Annotated in this window: 14 protein-coding genes; 7 read left to right on the plus strand and 7 right to left on the minus strand. The window is 35.5% G+C overall.

Features of this window, described 5'->3' with window-relative positions:
• The first annotated feature begins 30 nt into the window (after positions 1–30).
• On the plus strand, positions 31–1,221 hold the full coding sequence (locus tag QXQ25_01575; GenBank protein MEM0160395.1) for a mandelate racemase/muconate lactonizing enzyme family protein: 1,191 nt from the start codon (positions 31–33) through the stop codon (positions 1,219–1,221).
• Here QXQ25_01575 and QXQ25_01580 read toward each other — a convergent pair.
• Both QXQ25_01580 and QXQ25_01585 read right to left on the minus strand, forming a co-directional pair.
• The gene (locus tag QXQ25_01580) at positions 1,202–2,281 is read right to left on the minus strand and encodes a glucose 1-dehydrogenase (GenBank protein ID MEM0160396.1); all 1,080 of its coding nucleotides are present in this window, start codon (positions 2,279–2,281) and stop codon (positions 1,202–1,204) included. The genes QXQ25_01575 and QXQ25_01580 overlap by 20 nt on opposite strands.
• Entirely contained in the window at positions 2,278–2,910 is a 633-nt protein-coding gene (locus QXQ25_01585; protein MEM0160397.1) for a cyclase family protein, read from the minus strand. The genes QXQ25_01580 and QXQ25_01585 overlap by 4 nt, the downstream gene beginning before the upstream one ends.
• Before the next feature lie 93 nt (positions 2,911–3,003).
• On the opposite strand from QXQ25_01585, the gene QXQ25_01590 reads away from it, so the two are divergent.
• The 5 genes from QXQ25_01590 to QXQ25_01610 all read left to right on the plus strand — a co-directional run bounded on the left by QXQ25_01590 (position 3,004) and on the right by QXQ25_01610 (position 8,690).
• Positions 3,004–4,839, plus strand: coding sequence for a glycoside hydrolase family 15 protein (locus QXQ25_01590; protein MEM0160398.1), 1,836 nt, complete (start codon positions 3,004–3,006; stop codon positions 4,837–4,839).
• A 32-nt stretch (positions 4,840–4,871) separates the two neighbouring features.
• Positions 4,872–5,735 carry a dihydrodipicolinate synthase family protein gene (locus QXQ25_01595; GenBank protein ID MEM0160399.1) on the plus strand — a complete coding sequence of 288 codons (864 nt, stop codon included), beginning with the start codon at positions 4,872–4,874 and terminating at the stop codon, positions 5,733–5,735.
• Between the two features lies 1 nt (position 5,736).
• Entirely contained in the window at positions 5,737–6,414 is a 678-nt protein-coding gene (locus tag QXQ25_01600; protein MEM0160400.1) for an HAD family hydrolase, read from the plus strand.
• Complete coding sequence (locus QXQ25_01605; protein MEM0160401.1) at positions 6,411–7,745, plus strand: glycosyltransferase family 4 protein; 1,335 nt, start codon at positions 6,411–6,413, stop codon at positions 7,743–7,745. Before QXQ25_01600 ends, QXQ25_01605 begins: the two co-directional genes overlap by 4 nt.
• Positions 7,746–7,826: 81 nt before the next feature.
• Positions 7,827–8,690, plus strand: coding sequence for an A24 family peptidase C-terminal domain-containing protein (locus tag QXQ25_01610; GenBank protein ID MEM0160402.1), 864 nt, complete (start codon positions 7,827–7,829; stop codon positions 8,688–8,690).
• Here the strand turns inward: QXQ25_01610 and QXQ25_01615 are convergent.
• Together QXQ25_01615 and ftsZ are read right to left on the minus strand one after the other, a co-directional pair.
• Positions 8,687–10,138: an RtcB family protein gene (locus QXQ25_01615; protein ID MEM0160403.1), complete on the minus strand. Its 1,452-nt coding sequence runs from the start codon at positions 10,136–10,138 to the stop codon at positions 8,687–8,689. The genes QXQ25_01610 and QXQ25_01615 overlap by 4 nt on opposite strands.
• 27 nt (positions 10,139–10,165) lie before the next feature.
• Positions 10,166–11,290, minus strand: coding sequence for a cell division protein FtsZ (gene ftsZ / locus QXQ25_01620; protein MEM0160404.1), 1,125 nt, complete (start codon positions 11,288–11,290; stop codon positions 10,166–10,168).
• A gap of 202 nt (positions 11,291–11,492) precedes the next feature.
• Between ftsZ and QXQ25_01625 the strand changes: the two genes are divergently transcribed.
• Positions 11,493–15,872, plus strand: a complete 4,380-nt coding sequence (locus tag QXQ25_01625; GenBank protein ID MEM0160405.1) for a zinc ribbon domain-containing protein — start codon at positions 11,493–11,495, stop codon at positions 15,870–15,872.
• Between the two features lie 29 nt (positions 15,873–15,901).
• Here QXQ25_01625 and QXQ25_01630 read toward each other — a convergent pair whose 3' ends face one another.
• Genes QXQ25_01630 through QXQ25_01640 form a run of 3 tightly spaced genes read right to left on the minus strand, consistent with a single transcriptional unit; the run spans position 15,902 to position 19,410 of the window.
• Positions 15,902–17,530, minus strand: a complete 1,629-nt coding sequence (locus QXQ25_01630; protein MEM0160406.1) for a type II/IV secretion system ATPase subunit — start codon at positions 17,528–17,530, stop codon at positions 15,902–15,904.
• Positions 17,531–18,400 (minus strand): type II secretion system F family protein, encoded by an 870-nt coding sequence (locus tag QXQ25_01635; protein MEM0160407.1) that lies wholly within the window; start codon positions 18,398–18,400, stop codon positions 17,531–17,533.
• The gene (locus tag QXQ25_01640; GenBank protein MEM0160408.1) at positions 18,400–19,410 is read right to left on the minus strand and encodes a type II secretion system F family protein; all 1,011 of its coding nucleotides are present in this window, start codon (positions 19,408–19,410) and stop codon (positions 18,400–18,402) included. Before QXQ25_01640 ends, QXQ25_01635 begins: the two co-directional genes overlap by 1 nt.
• Position 19,411: the final 1 nt, after the last annotated feature.

Here is a 19,411-nt window from a genome sequence, read left to right on the forward strand (position 1 = left end):
TTAAATATGATAAAAAGTACATGAGCTATCATGACAAAAATTAAAAATATAGATATTTATGAATTAGGTCAGGAAAAAGGTAGTGCTACATGGGCTTCTACAATGATACTTGTAAAGATTACAACAGATGATGGGTATGTTGGATATGGTGAAGCAGTTCCAACTTTGAGAGTGTTGCCAGTGATAGAGTCCATTAAAGAGATATCGAGAGTATATATCGGAAAAGATCCATTCAACGTCGAGAAGAACAGGAGAGAATGGTACAAACACGATTTTTACAATGCACAATCTTTTGAATCCACTACTGCATTAAGTGCAGTGGATATTGCAAGCTGGGACATAATAGGCAAAATACTAAAAACGCCAGTATATAAGATACTCGGCGGAGAATACAGAAACAGGATCAGAGCTTATGCAAACGGCTGGTATGACAACTGTGTAACACCAGATCAATTTGCTGCAAAAGCGAAAGAATGGATATCTAAAGGATATACTGCATTGAAATTTGATCCTTTTGGATCTTACTTTGACTACATTGATGAGAAGGGCTTGACAGAGGCAGAAGCTAGGGTGAAAGCAGTCAGAGAGGCTGTTGGCGATAAAATAGAGCTGTTGATTGAACATCATGGCAGATTCAATGTTAATTCAGCAATAATGATTGCAAAAAAACTGGAAGCTCTGAATATTCTGTTTGCAGAAGAGCCTGTTCATCCTGAAGATCTTGAAGGCCTGAAAAAATACAGGAAAGCCACGTCTTTGAAAGTTGCACTCGGAGAAAGAATAATAAATAAGGTTCAGGCACTGCAATATATGAAAGAGAACGTGGTGGATTTTTTGCAGTTGGACATCACTAACTCTGGCGGGGTAACAGAAGCGAGGAAGATAGTGGGCATGGCTGAAGCATTTGGCATAGAAATGGCGTTTCACAATGCTTTCGGGCCTGTGCAAAACGCCGTAACATTGCAGATGGATGCGTCAATACCTCTATTCTTAGTACAAGAATCATTCTATGATGTTTTTCCACAGTGGAAAAGAGATCTGATATTTAACAGCACACCTCTAGAAAACGGGCATTTTTCTCTGCCATCCAGACCTGGAATCGGAGTGGAGATAAACGAGAAAATAATAGAAAAGTACAGTGTTAAAGGCCAGGAATACTTCAATCCAGAAGAACCCGTATGGGTCGTAAATGGAACTTGGGTCAATAAGTCCAATCTATAACTGTTTTTATTTCTCCTTCTTGTTTTTTAGCTATTGCAGCTAATGAATTTTCAGGCTTGAATCTATCAGTGATAAGAGTATTGAGCAGAGATCCATACTTTGTGTTCCAGAGCTCTATATATTTTGCAGCGTCTTCAAAATGAGTTTTTATGGCATTTACACTGCCAAATAAAAGTATATTATTTTCAACAATATATGTGATCATCTCTCCCGAGATAGGGTATGAAGTGCCGCTGGTAGTGCCAAAAAATGTGACAGCACTGTTTTTTTTCAATTTGTTAAGCAGGGGAAACACTGCGGAAGGGACTCCACTAGTGTCCAGCAATACATCCAAATCTGGTAAAGTTTCAAGGTATTTTTCAGAGTCAACATACTCTACTTCAATCCGGTCCAGAAAATTCATTTCTCGCTCGGTTGCCTCTCTCCTGTTTATAACAGATACATTAAATCCAATGGTTTTGAATAGCAGAGCGGTTAACAATCCCGTTGCGCCAGTACCTATAACCGCTGCGTTTCGGCAGTGGTAGGTGTAATCTTTACAGTTCCAAATGGTACGTTTTTGCAGGGCTTGGATCTCATCAACTGCTTTGATCATATTCGTAAGCGGTTCAATTAAAACAGCGGTATCTCTGATATAATCTGGAACTTTTACAAGGTTTGTCTCATCATCAGTGAATTCTTCTCTCATAAATCCGTGCAATCCACGTATCCCTGCCTCTGTAAATTCTCCAGTCTCACAAAAATCCTGCCTGCCATTAAGGCAGTTAGAGCATTTACCACACCCTCTTCTCACAATCGGAACAACCAGGTCACCTCTCTTTAGAATTTTACTTGACCCCGGATCTTTTACAACTCCCAGAGCTTCGTGTCCTAGTATTAGATACTCTGAATTGACAGGAGCTCTAGCAAATTTAATTTTGTCAGTGACGATTCCTCTATCAGTACCACATATGCCATTATACAGTGTTTTCACTACTACTTTATCTTTTTCTGTCTGGTTATCAGGTAAATCTTTAACGTAGACCCCCTCTTTGCCAGGATATACTATAATAGCTTTCATTCAATCACTCCAATAACTCTTGCAGGAGCTCCGTCTCCATCCTTTACAAGCAGTGGTAAACAGAGCACGTAAAATTTTTTGTTAAAAAGCTCTTTAATGTTATTTGATATGTTTTCTATGATCAGAATATTATTGGATAATAGTGTTTTATGAACTATTCCATCGCTGGAAAGAGGTGATTCAACGCTTGGAGAATCAATGCCTACTGCTTTTACCTTATAATTTGCAAGTTTTCTGACTGCATCAACATTAAAATATGAAAATTCTTGCATTTTCCAGTTTAGTTTCCACAATTCACTAGTGCCAGTATAAAAAAGTGCAATCTTGTCTTTTACAGAGTCATTAATATCTTCTTCTCCAATCTCTTTTTTACCAGCAACGTTTATGACAATACCTTCACCAGAATATGACAAGAGGTCAAGCTCATTGACATGCTTTCCGTTTTCCAGAAAATGAGCGGGTGCGTCTACATGTGTGCCTGTATGAGTTCCCATCTGTAGTTTTTTAATATTCACACCATCTTTAGATATTGATTTATAGATTTCTATTTTTGGTTCTGGGTCTCCAGGATAATAGGGCATATTATTTTCAATAGTATGACTAAGTTCAATTATTTTTTTGAAGTTCATAATGAGAACAGAAACGTTCATAATATAAGTATATTTTCATAAAAATTGAATAAAAATAAATATGAAGTCCCAATCTATGTATGATGAATTAATATGTTTGGAAATGGCATAATAAATTTTAAGGATATAGCAGTGAAAGGCTATACAAAAATAGGTAACCACGGCATGATAGCAAATAATAGGACTGCGGCACTGGTTAGTCTCAATGGAACAATTGACTGGGCATGCTTTCCGAACTTTAACTCTCTCCCACTGTTTAGCTCTATATTAGACAAGGACAAAGGTGGCTATTTTTCAATCAAGCCTGCAGATACCGATAGACTATCAGTGTACCAGTATTATGAAGGATATACAAACATCTTAGCCACTGAATTCATAAAAAATAAGCGGTTAGTATTAAAACTTATAGATTTTATGCCTGCTTCAGAGTATTCTACAATTTATTTCCCTGAGGTTCACAGATTAATTGAATCCCCTTCCTCCGATACAGAAATAGAGATCAAATTCAAGCCTGTATTCAACTATGGTCGTAATAAACCACTACTGATAAAAAATGAGAACGGTTATCTTTTTAAGTCCGGTAATGAAAATGCAGGAATAGTCTCTGACATTAACTTTGAAGAATCTGAGTTGATGGTGTCAAAAACCCTGAAAATGAGTAAGAACGATGCAAAATGGATAGTGATGGTCTATGGTGAGAAAAATCTTCATAAGTTGAAAGATTATAAATCGTATGACAGGTTAGAAGAAACGATGCTTTACTGGAAAAAATGGGTTAATCAGGGTACCTACAATGGTCTTTACAGCAAATATATAGCGAGATCTGCGCTCGTTTTAAAAGCATTATTTTTCGAGCCTACAGGGATGATTGTTGCGGCTCCAACATCTAGCTTACCAGAATCAATTGGCGGAGAGAGAAATTGGGATTATAGGTTTATGTGGATTCGTGATTCATCATATGTAATAGAATCTCTTTCTTTGCTTGGATATAAGACAGAAGCGACCAAGTTTTTGTATGATTTTATTGATAAAGTAAACGGCCAAAAATCACTCAGGACAATTTATTCAATTAACAATTACAAAAATATGGACGAGGTGGAAATAACAGAATATGAAGGATACATGGGATCAAAACCGGTCAGGTTTGGAAATAGAGCATATAAACAATTACAGCTTGACCAATATGGTGCAATTATAAATGCTATTTATCATTTTCATAAAATAGGGGGGCTGGTAAATGCATATTTATGGGATTTTATAATCGGGTTGTTAGCTGAACTAACTGAAAAGTGGCATCTTCCAGATTCTTCAATATGGGAGTTCAGGACCAGAAAAGAGCATTATGTTTATTCAAAAGTGATGGCATGGGTAGGCTTTGAAAGAGCCATAGAAATCGGGAAAGAGCTACAATATTCTGCACCCTATGAAAGATGGGAAAATACCGCAAAAAAAATAAAAGAGGATATATTATTAAGAGGATACAATGAATCTATCGATTCATTTGTGCAGTTTTATGGTAGCAACGATGTGGATGGAGCATTATTAAGGTTACCAATTCTCGGTTTTCTGCCAGCAAGCGATAAAAGAATAAAAAACACGATTAAGAAGATAGAAAAAGATTTAATGTATGAAAATTCATTTTTTAGGAGATACAACAATGATGATGGACTGAAAGGAAAGGATAATCTATTTTTGCTGCTTTCATTCTGGTATACTTTGGATTTAATATTACTTGGCGAAATAGAAAAGGCTAAAAGCGTGTTTGAGGCGGTTCTTGAGAAAGCGAACCATCTCGCACTTTTTTCAGAGGAACTGGACATCAAGACTGGTGAACTAATCGGTAATTATCCGCAGGCTTTAACGCATCTAGGGGTCATAAGCGCTGCTTATCAAATCAACAAGATACTAAAGAATAGATTGGAACAGTAACTTATAAAAAGGATGAAGTATATTGTAACAGTATGAAATATAATGGAATTGTAACCCCGATGATTACTCCATTCAAAAAGACTGGAGAAGTTGATTATAGCAGTATAGATATCTTAGTAGATTTTCTTAAATCTATTGGCGTATCAGGAATATTTCCATCAAGTTCTACTGGACTGTTTCCTTTTCTCAGCATTGATGAGAGAAAAAAAATGCTAGAGCAGGTTTTAAAAAATTCAGAGAATTTGAAAATATTTGAAGGAATAGGTGCTGTGGACACGGATAGTGCAATTGAACTTGCCAGGCATGCCAAGGATGTTGGTGCAGATGCAGTAGTGCTAATGCCATCTTACTACATAAAATCAGATCAAAGCTGGATAATTAATCATTTTGAAAAAGTATTAGAAAAAGTGGATATTGATTTTATGATCTACAATATTCCACAATTTACTGGAAGTACTGTGGAATTGAAAACTATTGAATATTTAAAAACTAATTTTTCTCAGATTTCCGGGATAAAAGACAGCTCTGGAGATATGCGCTATTTTTCAAAATTAATGCGGTTTAAAGATTCTAATTTTTCAGTGTTTCAGGGTCAAGATGACCTAATGTTAATCTCTCTCACTCTTGGAGCTGATGGAGGCGTGTGCGGCACTACTAATTTCATAAAATACATTGTGGATCTCTATGAACATTATCGCGATGGGGATATTGATAAAGCCAGAATATTGCAGATAGAAAAAATAAACAATATTATGGATGTTCTTGCGAGCTCAAATTTCCCGGCAGGCTACTATTCTGCATTTTACAATAAATTTAAAGTTAATGGAGGATATCGCAATCCTATGCTAGCTCCTTCAAAAGAAGCATCTGAATCTATCTTAAAGTGGATTAAATAAGATGGCAGAAATTGAGTTTAATAAGCTTAACTTAATAGTTTTAGATTATGACAGGACAGTTACAGATTCAAGCTTGAATTTTGATAAAAGAATAGTAGCACCAATTACAAAACTGAGAGAAAGTGGTGTTAAAGTTGCTTTAGTTACAGGCAGAGAATGGGATAGCATTTCTTCATTAAAAGACTGGTTTGATGCCATTGCTTTTGAAAATGGTGCGCTGGTATATGCAAAAAACAAGAAATATAAATATTATGCAGAAAAAAATGATGAGATAAAAGAGCTGTTGATCGGACAAGGCATAAAATATACTGCCGGCGAAGTAATATTTTCAATATCTTTACAGGATTTTAATAGACATCGGCAGTTATTTGAAAAATTTAATAATGTTGAATACATTAAAAATATCGGAAGTGTCATGATACTGCCAAATGGAATAAATAAAGGTTCTGCGGTTCAAAAAATTCTGAAACTTCTGAACATACAAGAAAACTACAGTTTAGCAATAGGTGATGGAGAAAACGATGTCGAAATGTTCAATGCAGTTAGATATAGAGTAAGCATAGAAAATTCAGTTAAGGAATTAAAAGATATTTCAGATCTATGCATACACAAAGAAGCATCTGAGGGCGTTTTAGAATTTCTGAACATCATAATATATGAAAGGGGTGAAAACAAATGAATATCGGGATAGTTTCGCAGACTCCGCTGATAAAGTTTAACGAAAACGCAGAAAAAGAGCATATAATTAAATTATCTGACCTTGACAAGAAAGCATATAATTATACGATTGGCGGGGTAAGTATAATGGTCAATAATCTAATTAGAAAAATGCAGGATAGCAAGTTTGCTACTAAAGTGTACTGGTTTGCCTTAAATCCAAAAGCTCCATATAAGATAATTGTTAGAGACAATTTCGAATTATATAACATAAGCCAGCAGCCAAAAATGCTTAAGGCATATACCAATTTTAAAGAGATTTTATGGAACAATATCCACGGATTTAAGCATGAAGAATTCGATAGAGAAGAGTATCTTGGGTTTTTAAATTATAATTGGCTTGTTGCAAAGGGTGTGTTGGAAATGAAAGAAAACATAGATTTACTGATGATTCATGATTTTCAACAGCTGATGGTAGGTTCGATGATCGGGCCTGCCAAACCTGCAGTATTAAGGTGGCATATACCATTCATTCCAGAAAACTTTACTTTTCAGATTCGAAAATTCATAGTTAATGGTTTAGAGGGATTTGATTCAATAATAGTAAGCACAAAAAGAGATCTAGAAGGATTAATAAGAGCAGGGTATAGAGGCATAGCATATCAGATTTATCCAAACATAGATCCAGAAAAATGGGGCAGAGAATCAAAGAAAGCCGCAGTAAGCTTTGGTGAAACTTACGGAATAAAAGAAGATGATTTTTTGGTACTGAATGTTGCAAGAATGGATCCTATGAAATCTCAGGACATTTTGATAAAGGCGGTAGCAAGATTAAAAAAATCTATACCTAACATCAAGTTGATGCTCGTTGGCAACGGTAGCTTTACGAGCAGCTCTAATGGATTGGGATCCAGCAAAGGAGAGTTACATAAACAATATCTGAAAGAACTTGTGAAAAAACTGAGCATTGAAGATAGGATTATATTTACAGGATATCTGCCAGATAGTGTTCTTTCTAAAGCATATGAACGCGCAGATCTGTTTGTTTTACCATCAAAAATTGAGGGGTTCGGGTTAAGTGTCGTAGAAGCATGGATATATGAAAATGTAACCATAGTGAGCAGAGGTGCGGGTGTGTCTGAACTCATTACCGATGGCGTTAACGGTTTTAAATTTAATCCGGGGGAGTACATAGAACTTGCTAATATCATTCTAAAAGTATATAAAGAGGAACAAGAAAGAAGTGAGATAGGAAAGAATGCGCATCGGATGGCAAAGCAATGTTACATCTCAAACGTGTACAAGCAAACTGAAAGAGTCTTAAGGATTACGCTTGATAATTTTGGAGTATAGATCTTACAGTAAAATATAAAAAAGATTGAATAAAGAAAACAGAAGCAATTATATATAGGTATAGCAATTATAAAAACCAGCATGTCAGATTCAATAAGCGTGATCAGATTCATCATCGGTGCAATAATATTACTGATTGCAGCCTATCAGGATTATAAAAGTAGGCTGGTATCTTCAATACTTTGGGTTTTAATGGCTATTGCTGGCATCTCAATACTCTCTTATCAGCTGATATTTGTATTTGATAACAGTTTTGCACTATATTTTATTCCTGTTATCCTACTCCTGTTTTTTGAGTGGTATGTAGAGCTCAGCAAAAATGTGAGGATCTTAATAAATGGAATTGGATTCGTTTTATCGATCATGCTGTTATCTCTTTCATTTAATTTGAGCACATTTTCGGTATTCTTGATAATTTTGATAATACTTGTAGCAAAGCTATTTTATATTAAAAAGATACTAAAAGGTAAGGCTGATGCAAAAGCCCTTATGAGTATTGCAATACTTGTTCCGTATTATCCCGCATTATTTACAATTTATTCACTACCGTCCATAAACAGAAATATCGCTCAGGTAACTTTCCCATTTGCTATAGAAGTGTTAATGAACGCTGCAGTTACAGCAGTTTTGTATGTGTTATATCTGTTTTTTTTCAATGTTTCAAAGAGAGACATTGGGTTTCCAGAAATGTTTTTAGGATACAAATTGAAAATAGGAGATTTTAAAAAGAAACATGTCTGGCTGTTAGAGAGAATTGATGATGGTGGAACACATTATCTATCTCTGACACCTGATGAAAGCGCTGAAAACTCGGAACTTGAAAAATTCAGGGTAAGAAACATAGAAAAGGTCTGGGTTCAGCCGCAAATTCCATTTGTAGTATTCATGCTAATAGGTTTCATACTAGCATTTCTATTTGATGATCTGTATCTATTTATACACTAACCTTTTACTACACCTATAGGTCTCATTCTGGCAACAATATTGCTGATTCCAGCTCCTGCAACAGCATTTACAACATCGTCCACATTTTTATAAGATTCTGGTGCTTCTTCAGCAGCGCCGTCAGAGGTTGCTGATTTCACATATATCCCTTTATCATATAGCACTTTTTTCACTGATTCACCTTTAAATCTGCGCAGTGATTCCGTTCTAGACATTGCTCTTCCTGCACCATGGCATGTAGAGCCAAAAGTCTCAGACATAGCAATATCAGTGCCCACCAACAAATATGATGCTCTTCCCATGTCTCCAGGAATCAGAACAGGTTGCCCGATTTCCTTGTATTTTTCAGGTAGCTCATCATTGTTTTTGTTGAAAGATCTCGTAGCACCCTTACGATGCACAACCACTTTTTTTCTAGTGCCATCTATCACATACTCTTCAACCTTTGCAATGTTATGTGCTACACCATAGATCAGTTCCATTTCCAGCTCTTCCGGTGTTCTTTTTAAAACGTTAGAAAAAGAGTTGCGGATCCAGTGCACGATCATTTGCCTATTTGCAAATCCAAAATTTGCAGCTGAGTTCATTGCTTTAAAATAGTTATTTGCCTCAGCACTATGAATCGGAGCGCAAGCTAATTGTTTGTCTGGCAACTCTATTTTGTATTTATAAGCAGCCTGTTCCATTACCTTAATATAATCTGTAGCAACCTGGTGCCCTAATCCTCTGGATCCAGTATGAATCATCACAGTAACCTGCCCTTCTCTGTCAATGCCCATTTTTCTGGCGATATCGGGTAAAAAAATCTTGTCTACAACTTGTACTTCCACAAAATGATTTCCAGCTCCTAACGTTCCAATCTGTGAAAATCCGCGATCTTTAGCTTTGTCAGATACTTTTGAGGTATCTGTATCAGGCAACTTTCCAGATGCTTCTGTGGATCCTAGATCTTTTTCCCAACCATAGCCATTAGACACGGCCCAATGCGATCCTGAATGCAAAATATCATCTAATTTTGATTTGTTTAATTTCAATTTTCCCTCAGAACCTACTCCTGAAGGTACTTCTTTAAAAATAGTATTTACTATATCTTTAATGTTTAATCTGATAGTATCTAAATTCAGGTTGGTCCTTAGCATGTTCACTCCACAGTTTATATCGTATCCTACCCCACCAGGTGAGATTATACCCGTTTCATAATCAAATGCTGCAACTCCCCCGATCGGAAATCCATAACCCCAGTGTATATCCGGCATAGCATAGGATGCTCTTATAATACCCGGCAACGTTGCTACATTTGCTACCTGTTCAGGAGCCTGATCTTTTTTAATCTGCTCTATAAGAGAATCAGAAGCAAAAATTATGCCTGGTACTCTCATCCCTTTTTTGTAAGTTTGAGGAATTTTCCATCTAAAACTATCTATTTTTTCTAGTGTACCGGTCCACATAGCATATCATCTCGTTAATTATAAAAATTATTTGACTACATCCACTCCATACGCTGCTTTTAGTTCTGATTCAGTCATTTTCCCCAAAATCTGCTTTGATTTTACACCCGTAGCTACAATCATGACTGATATTTTTCCTTCAAAATCAGGGTTGATTGCTGCTCCCCATATGATTCTCGCTTTGTCACCTACTCGCGTATGTACGTTTTCAACAATCTGCTGTGCCTCAGATATAGTCATCTCTGGCCCACCGGTTACATGAATAAGAATGCCTAAAGCCGTGCTTATATCTACTTCTAACAACGGAGAATTAATTGCATCTTCCAGTGCTTCTTTCGCTCTTTCATCACCCGGAGACTCACTTTCTCCAACGCCAATCATGGCAACGCCACCACTTTTCATAATTGTTTTCAGATCATTGAAATCCAGGTTCACTAATCCTGGTCTGGTAATCAGCTCTGTTAATCCTTTAATAGCTCGCATTAAGACAGTATCTGCCAGCTTAAAAGCATCGTTTAATGGGAGTCTAGGTACTATCGCCAGAAGTTTGTCATTTGGAATTGTTATCACTGTATCCGCTAAGTCCCTCAATTTTTCCAGACCCCACAAAGCATTATCTAATCTAACCCTTCCTTCTGCTGAAAAAGGTAACGTACATACCGCAATTGTGAGAGCCCCCAGTTCTTTCGCGATTTTTGCAACATACGGGGCACTGCCTGTTCCTGTTCCACCGCCTAATCCAGAGGTTATAAATACAATATCCGCACCCTGCAGTGCTTCTTTAATATTATCTTCTGCCTCTTTCGCAGCTTCTTCTCCAACACTAGGTTCTGCACCCGCACCTAATCCTCTAGTGATACGCTTTCCCAATAATATCTTTTTTTGAGATTTTGTAATTAATAAATGCTGTGCATCGGTATTAGCTGCTATAAGTTCAGCACCGACTATTCCCTCTTCAGTAATTCTCGTGATGGTATTTGATCCAGACCCGCCACAACCAATGATTTTAATATTAGTTTTTAAACCTTTTAAAATTTCAATTAGCTCAGCATCTTCTTGATTATCTTGGCTCACAGCTGCCTGTGTTTGTTGACTTGATGTAGGAGTATATGCAGAATATTTTGCTAACGCATCTTTAACCAAAGATTTCATAACCACACACCTTTATTTAATAGTAATTTTTTGAAAGTATATGAATTTATCCATTTTATATCAGAGTATACGAGTGAAATATTCAATTTTTTTTAAATATTGAATAAAGAAAGTAGTCTTAAGTACATATAAAAGTATGAAAAATATTATATATAGCATAAATTATACATGTACAATAGTATCATAGGTGAGGTGGATAAATTTGAATTACCATAAGATAATGGTTTTACTTATTGTCTTGGTTATAGTGCTATCCGGATTTAGCATTATCATGAATTCTACTCAGCAAACGTCTCAAAAAAGTTATACAATAAATCCTCTTGCGCAAACTACAAATACCTTATATATTAATAACACTTTTTACATAAATGACACAATAAAAGATCCTCTGACAGGTAACTATGGTATGTATGGATTTGATAGCAATGTTGTGATTGGAACTACAGGGGCTCTCATAGTTACAAATGCTACTGTATACTTTTTAGAAGATAGTTTACATCCTATCACGCTTACTGTAGATGGGAGTTTGATATTAAATAAAGCCACACTTACCTCAGTGCCTGACAGGCTATATCCTTATGTGAATTTTACACTAAGTGCTTATAATAACGCTTTATTAGATTTTAATAACTCTAAACTTATTTACCCAGGCTGGTTTAATGTTACTAATGATGTCAATGTATTCGCAAGTAATACAATATTTGATAAGTTATCAGATCAGAATTTGAGTCTGCTGACAAATTATGGTTTTACAGGGGATATTAATGCAGTTAATAGCGGACCTACTCCTTATTTTTATTACTCTACTGTTCATTTTACAAATGTCTCATTTCCACATTTATTTGAACATCCAGCAGGTTCTATAGCTACATTTGCTCATGGTGTGTCTAGTACTATAAACGGTACATCGATCCCAGCAACAGGATTGGTAATAAAACCAACTAACGGTGCCACTATTATTGCTAATAAATTTAGCAGCATATTGCCCAATTATGTTTCAGACCTCACACTAACAAACGCGACAATTAATATTGTTTATAATGCTACCGGATACAATGGAACATCGTATATAACTGCGGCAATAAACAATTCTCAAGAACCGGTGCAATCCTATATGTTACCATCTTATCCAAGTGGATCAAAAAGCACGTTTTCTGCATCTATTCCGTTTAATGGCGTTAATACAATACCTGTAAGCTTAAATTTTTTAAATAAAATAAATAACCTAATAATAAAAATAACCCCACCAAAGACAGGTACTATAAAAATATATAGTTTAACTTTAAATTTAAGCACTGATACTAATCTCTTGACTTATGGCTTCTATAAATATAATTTCAATCTAATCCATTCAATTTTATATGGTAAAGATATCTTCATATCTGCCAATTATAATTCTAATACGGGTAACACGCTATATAATGCTATTTATCTAAATCAAAGCTCTACCGCATACTTTTTGAATTTGTCTGTTACCAATACTCCAACAAAACTTGATCCACCTTATGTTATAGATTCATCATCAAATATATATATATTCAGATATGCAAACATAAAAGTCCAAAACTTTGATGGAACACCTATCTCAAATGCAATAATTAGTTATAACCCTTATGAAGATTCTCAGGCTTTGAATAGTTTAGTCAATAGCTTAGATCTCAATATACCAAGCTATTTTCGTTATAATCCAAGTAACATTACCAATAATTATGGAAGAGCATCAATCCCATTGTTGTCTGATATTATTCAGCTTTCATATTGGCCTAACTCAGAGTATTTAGGAAATTACAATTTTACTGTATGGACTTCAAACTATACGAAAGTTCTAATCAGGTTCGGTGCATCGCTGTCATACTTCCCCTATTTAACAGTATCATCTAATAATGTAAACCGAACTGTAACAGTTACTATACCTAACATAAAGGGAATAGCTATCTATACTAATCCCTATTTTGTGCAATATAGCAAATATACCATCTCTGCAACGTTTAACATAACTGGTTCGAGTGTGTATAATGTACCGGTAACATTTTTTATAAATACACCCAGTCCAACATATTTATACACAACGGTAAATATGATAGTTGGAGAAATAAATACTGCTAATGTTTATTGGTCAGTTCCAGGGAACGTTTATGGAAATTTTACAATCACAGCTACAGCGAATCCTAACAAATCGATATTTGAGACTAATTACACTGATAATAGTGTTTCATCTTTAATTGAAATTTATCCCAAAATAGATATAGGAGTATCTCAAATCAAAGCCTCTAGTACTTTATTGTATCAGAACACAACATTATCATTCAATATTTTTAATAATGGATGGGATAATGCAAATAATGTTTTAGTAACAGAACAGTTGTATTATCCAAATGGATCCTCCATGCAGAAGAATATAGTAATTAACGTACCGGCTAATACGACGCTTCCCGAGACCATGGTGTTTTATGCGGGTATGTCAGGCAGCTATACAGTACAAATTGATGCACATTATTATTGGGATTATAATCAATTGAATAATATAGCTAATATAACTTTAGTATATGGTCTAGATTATTATCCAATAAGCTTTAACTATTCTATAATATCAAATATTTCAGCGTCTAATAATATTATGACACTGAATATTTCAAGCATAATCGGTTTAAATGGAGCAAATATAGACAATGCACCTCCCATTACCGTCGAATTTTATGATTATACAAACAATATTACAATAGGGTATAGTACCACCTCTGTAATCAATGGTAAGTTGGTCAGCTACTTGATAACTAGCTATTTTGTATATGGACAAAATTATAGAGTCGAAGTGATAGTGAACCCTACACATACTGTCACAGAAACAAATTATAATAACAATTATCTATTTTATAATATAAGAGTGCCTGCTTTTATTGTTTATTCGATACCTTCTAGAACAGTAATTGTAAATGGCACTACTGATACAATATTTGTAAATACCACACTAATGCAAGGCCCGGCGAATAATGTAACAATCTCTCTATTATTTATTGGTTATCCTGCTTTAACATTTACAAATTATACAGCTATAATTAATACAGGACAAACTTATAACATTATGTTTATATTGAACACTTCAAAAATACCTGATTTAATGAACAACAGAACAAAAACTACTTTAAATTATGAAGTTCTATTGACATATAGCCAATTATCTGGATATTATTATATAGTTACTACTGGCTATATTACGATTCTGGAGAAACCCATGCTCTCTATTTCATATTTTAATGTGGTCACAAACACTTATGTATCTAATATCTCAAAAATTGCGCAAGGATTAAGCTTTGATATATTTGTTAACATATATAATATTGGCGGGTCTACAGCATATGGGCCAATATTTTTAAATATTACAGATGGTTCAGCTGTACTTTATAACTCAAATATAACCACAAATCTTGTTGCTGGGGGCAATGTATCGGTATATATAAATTACATGGCCAGCTTGATAGGACCGCACACATTAAATGCGGCAATAGTATATGCAGGAGTGCAAAAGTCTACGATTTATAATACTAAAACTTTAAATTTCATAGTTATTCCCCCAAAAATAAGGTTGATAGTAACTTCTCTTTCCACAGCTACTGTCGTACAAAAACAGACTCTGTCATTTATTGTGTATGCAGTAAATGAAAATGCATCTGCACAAAAAGGATACACTGTTTACACTCCGGGAGTAACAGTCTATGCCACAGTCGCCGGCATTTCACAGTTTTTAACAACTAACAATCTTGGATATGGGACATTCAAATTTGTACCTGAAAAAACAGGTACCTATCCATTATTAGTAAAATATAGTTATGCTGGCGTCACTTCCTCATATATACAGACTGCTTTAATTACGGTAAAATCACCTCCATTAGTAATACCTTGGCTCTTGATTATAATTATAGTTATTATAGCAGCAGTTGGTGCGTTTTTAGGATATACTTATTATTCATACAAAAAAGTTGAGAAAAATGTTATGGTATGTGGAAACTGTGGTGCAGTAATCAAGGCAGATGCAGAGAAATGTCCAGTTTGCGGCGTAGTGTTTGAAAAAGACAAAGTAAAGTGCAGTGAATGTGGAGAATGGATCAAGGTAGATGATAAATACTGTCCAAACTGTGGGGCTCTATTTATTAAAAAAGAAGAACCGGAATACGAGCATTTATCAGCTATGAAGCAGAAATATGATGCATATGTGCAGAGATTTAAAGATGAGGCTAAACGAGATCTCGGAGAAAAATACACGCCAGAAGAATTCACAAAGTGGTGGCAGGCAAAAAATGAATATATCTCTTTTGAGACCTGGTTAAAGCAACAGGAAGAAGAAAACAAAAAAGAAACAATCAAATGCCCAGTCTGTGGCTCATTAAATCCAAAGACTGCAAAGGTATGCAGTGTCTGTGGTGCATCGCTTGTAGCTGAGACGAAAGAAGAATCACCTCCAGAAAAACCGCCTAAAACACCGCCATCTGAGCCAGCTAAACCATCGGAAGAGAAAAAAGAAGAACAGGTTGTAAAGAAAAGAATACTAAAGAGAATTATTCCTGGAGAAGAAAAAAATAAATAATTTTCTTTTTTATTTTTGTAATATAATATTTAATCAGATACTACACTTTTTACACGTTCCATAAGTCCTTCAGGATTCTTGTAATATGCAGAAACTATTCTTGCAACATCTGTATAGTTTCTAGCTCCTATCTTTTCCATATACGTGAGAATTTGTTCTCTACGCTTTACTTCAATTTCCATTCTCCTCGGGTTCCAGTTCCTGATATTTCCAATTTTTTCATAAACATAGCTATGTCCGCTAAAACTGAACACATCATCTGCCGGGTTCCAGGTATATGCATTGTTTGTTACTAGTTCTCCTGTTTCAGGGTCAATAGTAACAATTTCAGTGATATTTTTTACTCTTCTGGTCATTTTTGTACCAACTTTTACCTGAGCTTGAAGTAGCACAATGTCCAGTGAGGTAAGCAGAGACCTTGGCAGATTTATAGGATCGTTTTCGAGCCTGTGAACCATTTTCTTCACATCTTCTGCATGAAATGTAGAATAGCAAGTCTTACCGGTAGCCATTGCCTGAAATACAGTATATGCCTCGGCGCCTCGCACTTCTCCAACCATTATATATTGTGGTCTCTGTCTTAATGCTGCTGCCAGCAGATCAAACATATCTATTTCTCCTGCCCTTTTGCCAGATACTACATTAAATTCACCAAATCCCTCTCTTACGAGGCTGGGAATCCAGTTTTCTTGAGGTAAATTCAGCTCTCTGGTATCTTCAATGCTTACAATCTTTTGTTGTGGTGGAATAAACAATAATATCGCGTTCAAGGTTGTAGTTTTTCCAGAGGCAGTACCTCCTACTACGATCATGCTCATCCCGTTTTCGACAGCAAGCCATACATAAGCCATCATCTCTCTGGACATAGTTTTAAAGTTTATAAGATCCAGAGGGGTAAACGGATTGGGTTTGAACCTTCTTATTGTGAATGAAGAGCCTCTCTGTGTCACGTGCTTTCCAAGTGTAGTCTGCAATCTGGAACCATCAGGTAATGTTGCATCTATCATTGGATTAGCCACTGATATATGCTTCCCGCTTTTCTGGACGATCCATATTACAAAACTGTTTAATTCTGACTCGTGTTCAAATTTTATGTTTGAGCGAATTGAGCCATAACGTCTGTGATATATGTATATAGGGATATTTAATCCATCACAAGAAATATCCTCAACGTTAGGATCGTGCATAGGGACCTGAATGAGTCCAAAACCAATAAAATCACGAATAATATAATATTTTATTTTTTCAGCGGACATAGCAGAAAGTTTTAAATTAAGATCTCTAACTGTCTGTTCGATGAGAGAGTAGATATATTTTATGCGTTCAGCGTCTATTTCATAATCTTTAAATTCTACAAGTGCAATCAAATGCTCTTTGATCTTTGAGATAGTTACCTCTTCTTCGCTGCTTAGCGGAGGTTCGATTATTTCGTAAGTATATTCATTATATTGATTATTAAATAATATTCGCACATAAGAGTACGGTTTTTCTATAACGTTGACTTCAATCTCACTGATATTCTTATCTGTGATCTTTGGAATGATAGTAATATTATCAATTTCTCTCTGTTCCTGAAACTTTATTTTGTGAGGTTCGTTACTATTAAGTTTTGGTTTAAATATATTAAATCCCTTCGTTTTTTCTTTGTCTGATATCATTTAAATCAACCCCAAAATCTTGAAAAACATATAGCCACCAAAAAACAGAGCAAAAGCAGTAATTAATCCGCTTCCATATTTTCCATCTTTCAACACTCCTGCTAGTATACCATCTCCTAGAGCACTTATCAGTGCTGAGATTACAAGCAAAAACTCTATCACAGGAATGTAAGTATAAGCAATGCCCTGGAAACTACCAGATACTGGAACACCTTTCAGACCCGCAGCGAGAGAAGTACCAGCTTTTAACATTTCTGGCAAAAATGAGGTGGCAAGTATTACGATTGTTACAATAAATACTCCAAAGGCGATGATCATTACAAATGTATATGTTTGCATATCTATAACTCTTTCTTTCTCAACAAGCTGTGCCTCTTTCGCAGCATGTGCAACCATGGTAAGCACATCTGCAACGTTTCCTCCAGCCTCGTTAGCTTTTATTATGATAGATACCATCCTGTTAACCAGTGGTGTGTCTACACGAGCTCTAAAATACTCTAATGCTTGATTTACTGGAACACCAATCTGTATCTGGCCAGCCATCTTTTTTATCTCGTCAGTTAATAAACCGTATCTACCCGTAGAAGCAACCATGATAGCATCTGATAAGGTCATGCCGAACCTGCCAGCTTCTGCAACATCTCTTAGGAAATCAGGAAGGCGATCTTCGATCTTCTTTATTCTGCGCTGAGCATAATAAAAGTAAATCCCATAGGGCAATAAAAACACGGATATACCATACACAACGAGATCAATAGGTCCTATAGGTCCTATCTTTATAGAGCGCACATAAAACAATAATGCTAAAGAAACCAATGCAACAGTCCCTATAATCGAGAGAGTCAAAATTAAGATCTCTATTTTCTTCATTATTTGGTCACCTCGGCACTAGTGGAATGTATGAAAAACGCAAACATACCTATAAGAACAGGCAACATCAAAAATACGATTACATAAAGAACCATCACTGAAACCGGAGCCATAGACTGATTGATAAGAGCCATTATAGCGATGATAATTATTAAGAACAAAGGAAATGCTACACCTACTGTAACAAAGGTCTCTGCAAATAAAGATAGTGTTTCCATAGTTTTTTTCATCTGCAATCTAAGCTCTTTTTCGTATTCGTCCGATTTTAAAATAAAGTACGGTTTTAGAGCACCGCCAGATGTGGAGGTGGTAACTACCCCCTGTAAAAATTCTGTCCATTTCAAGCTTGGAGAGCGTTTAGATGCATCTTTTAGTGAGGTTAAAATATCCTTTCCCAGCAATTCGGTATCTCTGGTAATCCACTCTGCCTCGTTTGCGATTTCTCCATACTCTTTTCTTCGCGCCAGTTCTTTAAATATTATATCAGGTGTAACATTCGCAGAAGCTAAGGCAGAGATAAAATTCATTGCAGGTGAAATTTTGTTATCTATATCCTTTCCTCTCTTTTTAGCAACTGAAGCAGGCTGGGAAATAATAAGCTGATAGACTATGAACGGCACTATTACTGCTAAAACAATGGATAATACACTTAAAATTACTATTCCGATTATAGAGAAAAATATGGCGATTGCTATGAGCGGTAATACTGGAATAATGCTGACAAATATGCTGTATGCTATATATTCTTCAGGTCTCAACAAGATATGCGATTTAGATAGATCTTCTTCCAGCTTCACTTTATTTTTAAAATTGTGGGTTAATATATATTTGGACAGAAGTTTCCAGGCTATTTTCTGCGTGGCATTGAACTTGATATATTGTGGAACTGATCCTTTTGGCAGTTTTATTTTATATGACCCTGTAGTTTTCTGAACAGTTCTCTTAATTTTAAAAAAATCTTTTCTCTGAACTTCGAATTTTTGAAACTCATCCTCCGGCAACTCTGTCATT

This window comes from Thermoplasmata archaeon (genome assembly GCA_038729465.1).
In the GTDB taxonomy this organism is placed as follows: Archaea; Thermoplasmatota; Thermoplasmata; order Thermoplasmatales; family ARK-15; genus JAVRLB01.

Bases quoted from the DNA above. Each gene is read 5' to 3' on its own strand.
- ftsZ (MEM0160404.1), bottom strand. From the start codon at position 11,290: ATGAAATCTTTGGTTAAAGATGCGTTAGCAAAATATTCTGCATATACT.
- QXQ25_01615 (MEM0160403.1), bottom strand. From the start codon at position 10,138: ATGTGGACCGGTACACTAGAAAAAATAGATAGTTTTAGATGGAAAATT.
- QXQ25_01595 (MEM0160399.1), top strand. From the start codon at position 4,872: ATGAAATATAATGGAATTGTAACCCCGATGATTACTCCATTCAAAAAG.
- QXQ25_01630 (MEM0160406.1), bottom strand. From the start codon at position 17,530: ATGATATCAGACAAAGAAAAAACGAAGGGATTTAATATATTTAAACCA.
- QXQ25_01610 (MEM0160402.1), top strand. From the start codon at position 7,827: ATGTCAGATTCAATAAGCGTGATCAGATTCATCATCGGTGCAATAATA.
- QXQ25_01590 (MEM0160398.1), top strand. From the start codon at position 3,004: ATGTTTGGAAATGGCATAATAAATTTTAAGGATATAGCAGTGAAAGGC.
- QXQ25_01575 (MEM0160395.1), top strand. From the start codon at position 31: ATGACAAAAATTAAAAATATAGATATTTATGAATTAGGTCAGGAAAAA.
- QXQ25_01585 (MEM0160397.1), bottom strand. From the start codon at position 2,910: ATGAACTTCAAAAAAATAATTGAACTTAGTCATACTATTGAAAATAAT.
- QXQ25_01580 (MEM0160396.1), bottom strand. From the start codon at position 2,281: ATGAAAGCTATTATAGTATATCCTGGCAAAGAGGGGGTCTACGTTAAA.
- QXQ25_01600 (MEM0160400.1), top strand. From the start codon at position 5,737: ATGGCAGAAATTGAGTTTAATAAGCTTAACTTAATAGTTTTAGATTAT.
- QXQ25_01635 (MEM0160407.1), bottom strand. From the start codon at position 18,400: ATGAAGAAAATAGAGATCTTAATTTTGACTCTCTCGATTATAGGGACT.
- QXQ25_01605 (MEM0160401.1), top strand. From the start codon at position 6,411: ATGAATATCGGGATAGTTTCGCAGACTCCGCTGATAAAGTTTAACGAA.
- QXQ25_01640 (MEM0160408.1), bottom strand. From the start codon at position 19,410: ATGACAGAGTTGCCGGAGGATGAGTTTCAAAAATTCGAAGTTCAGAGA.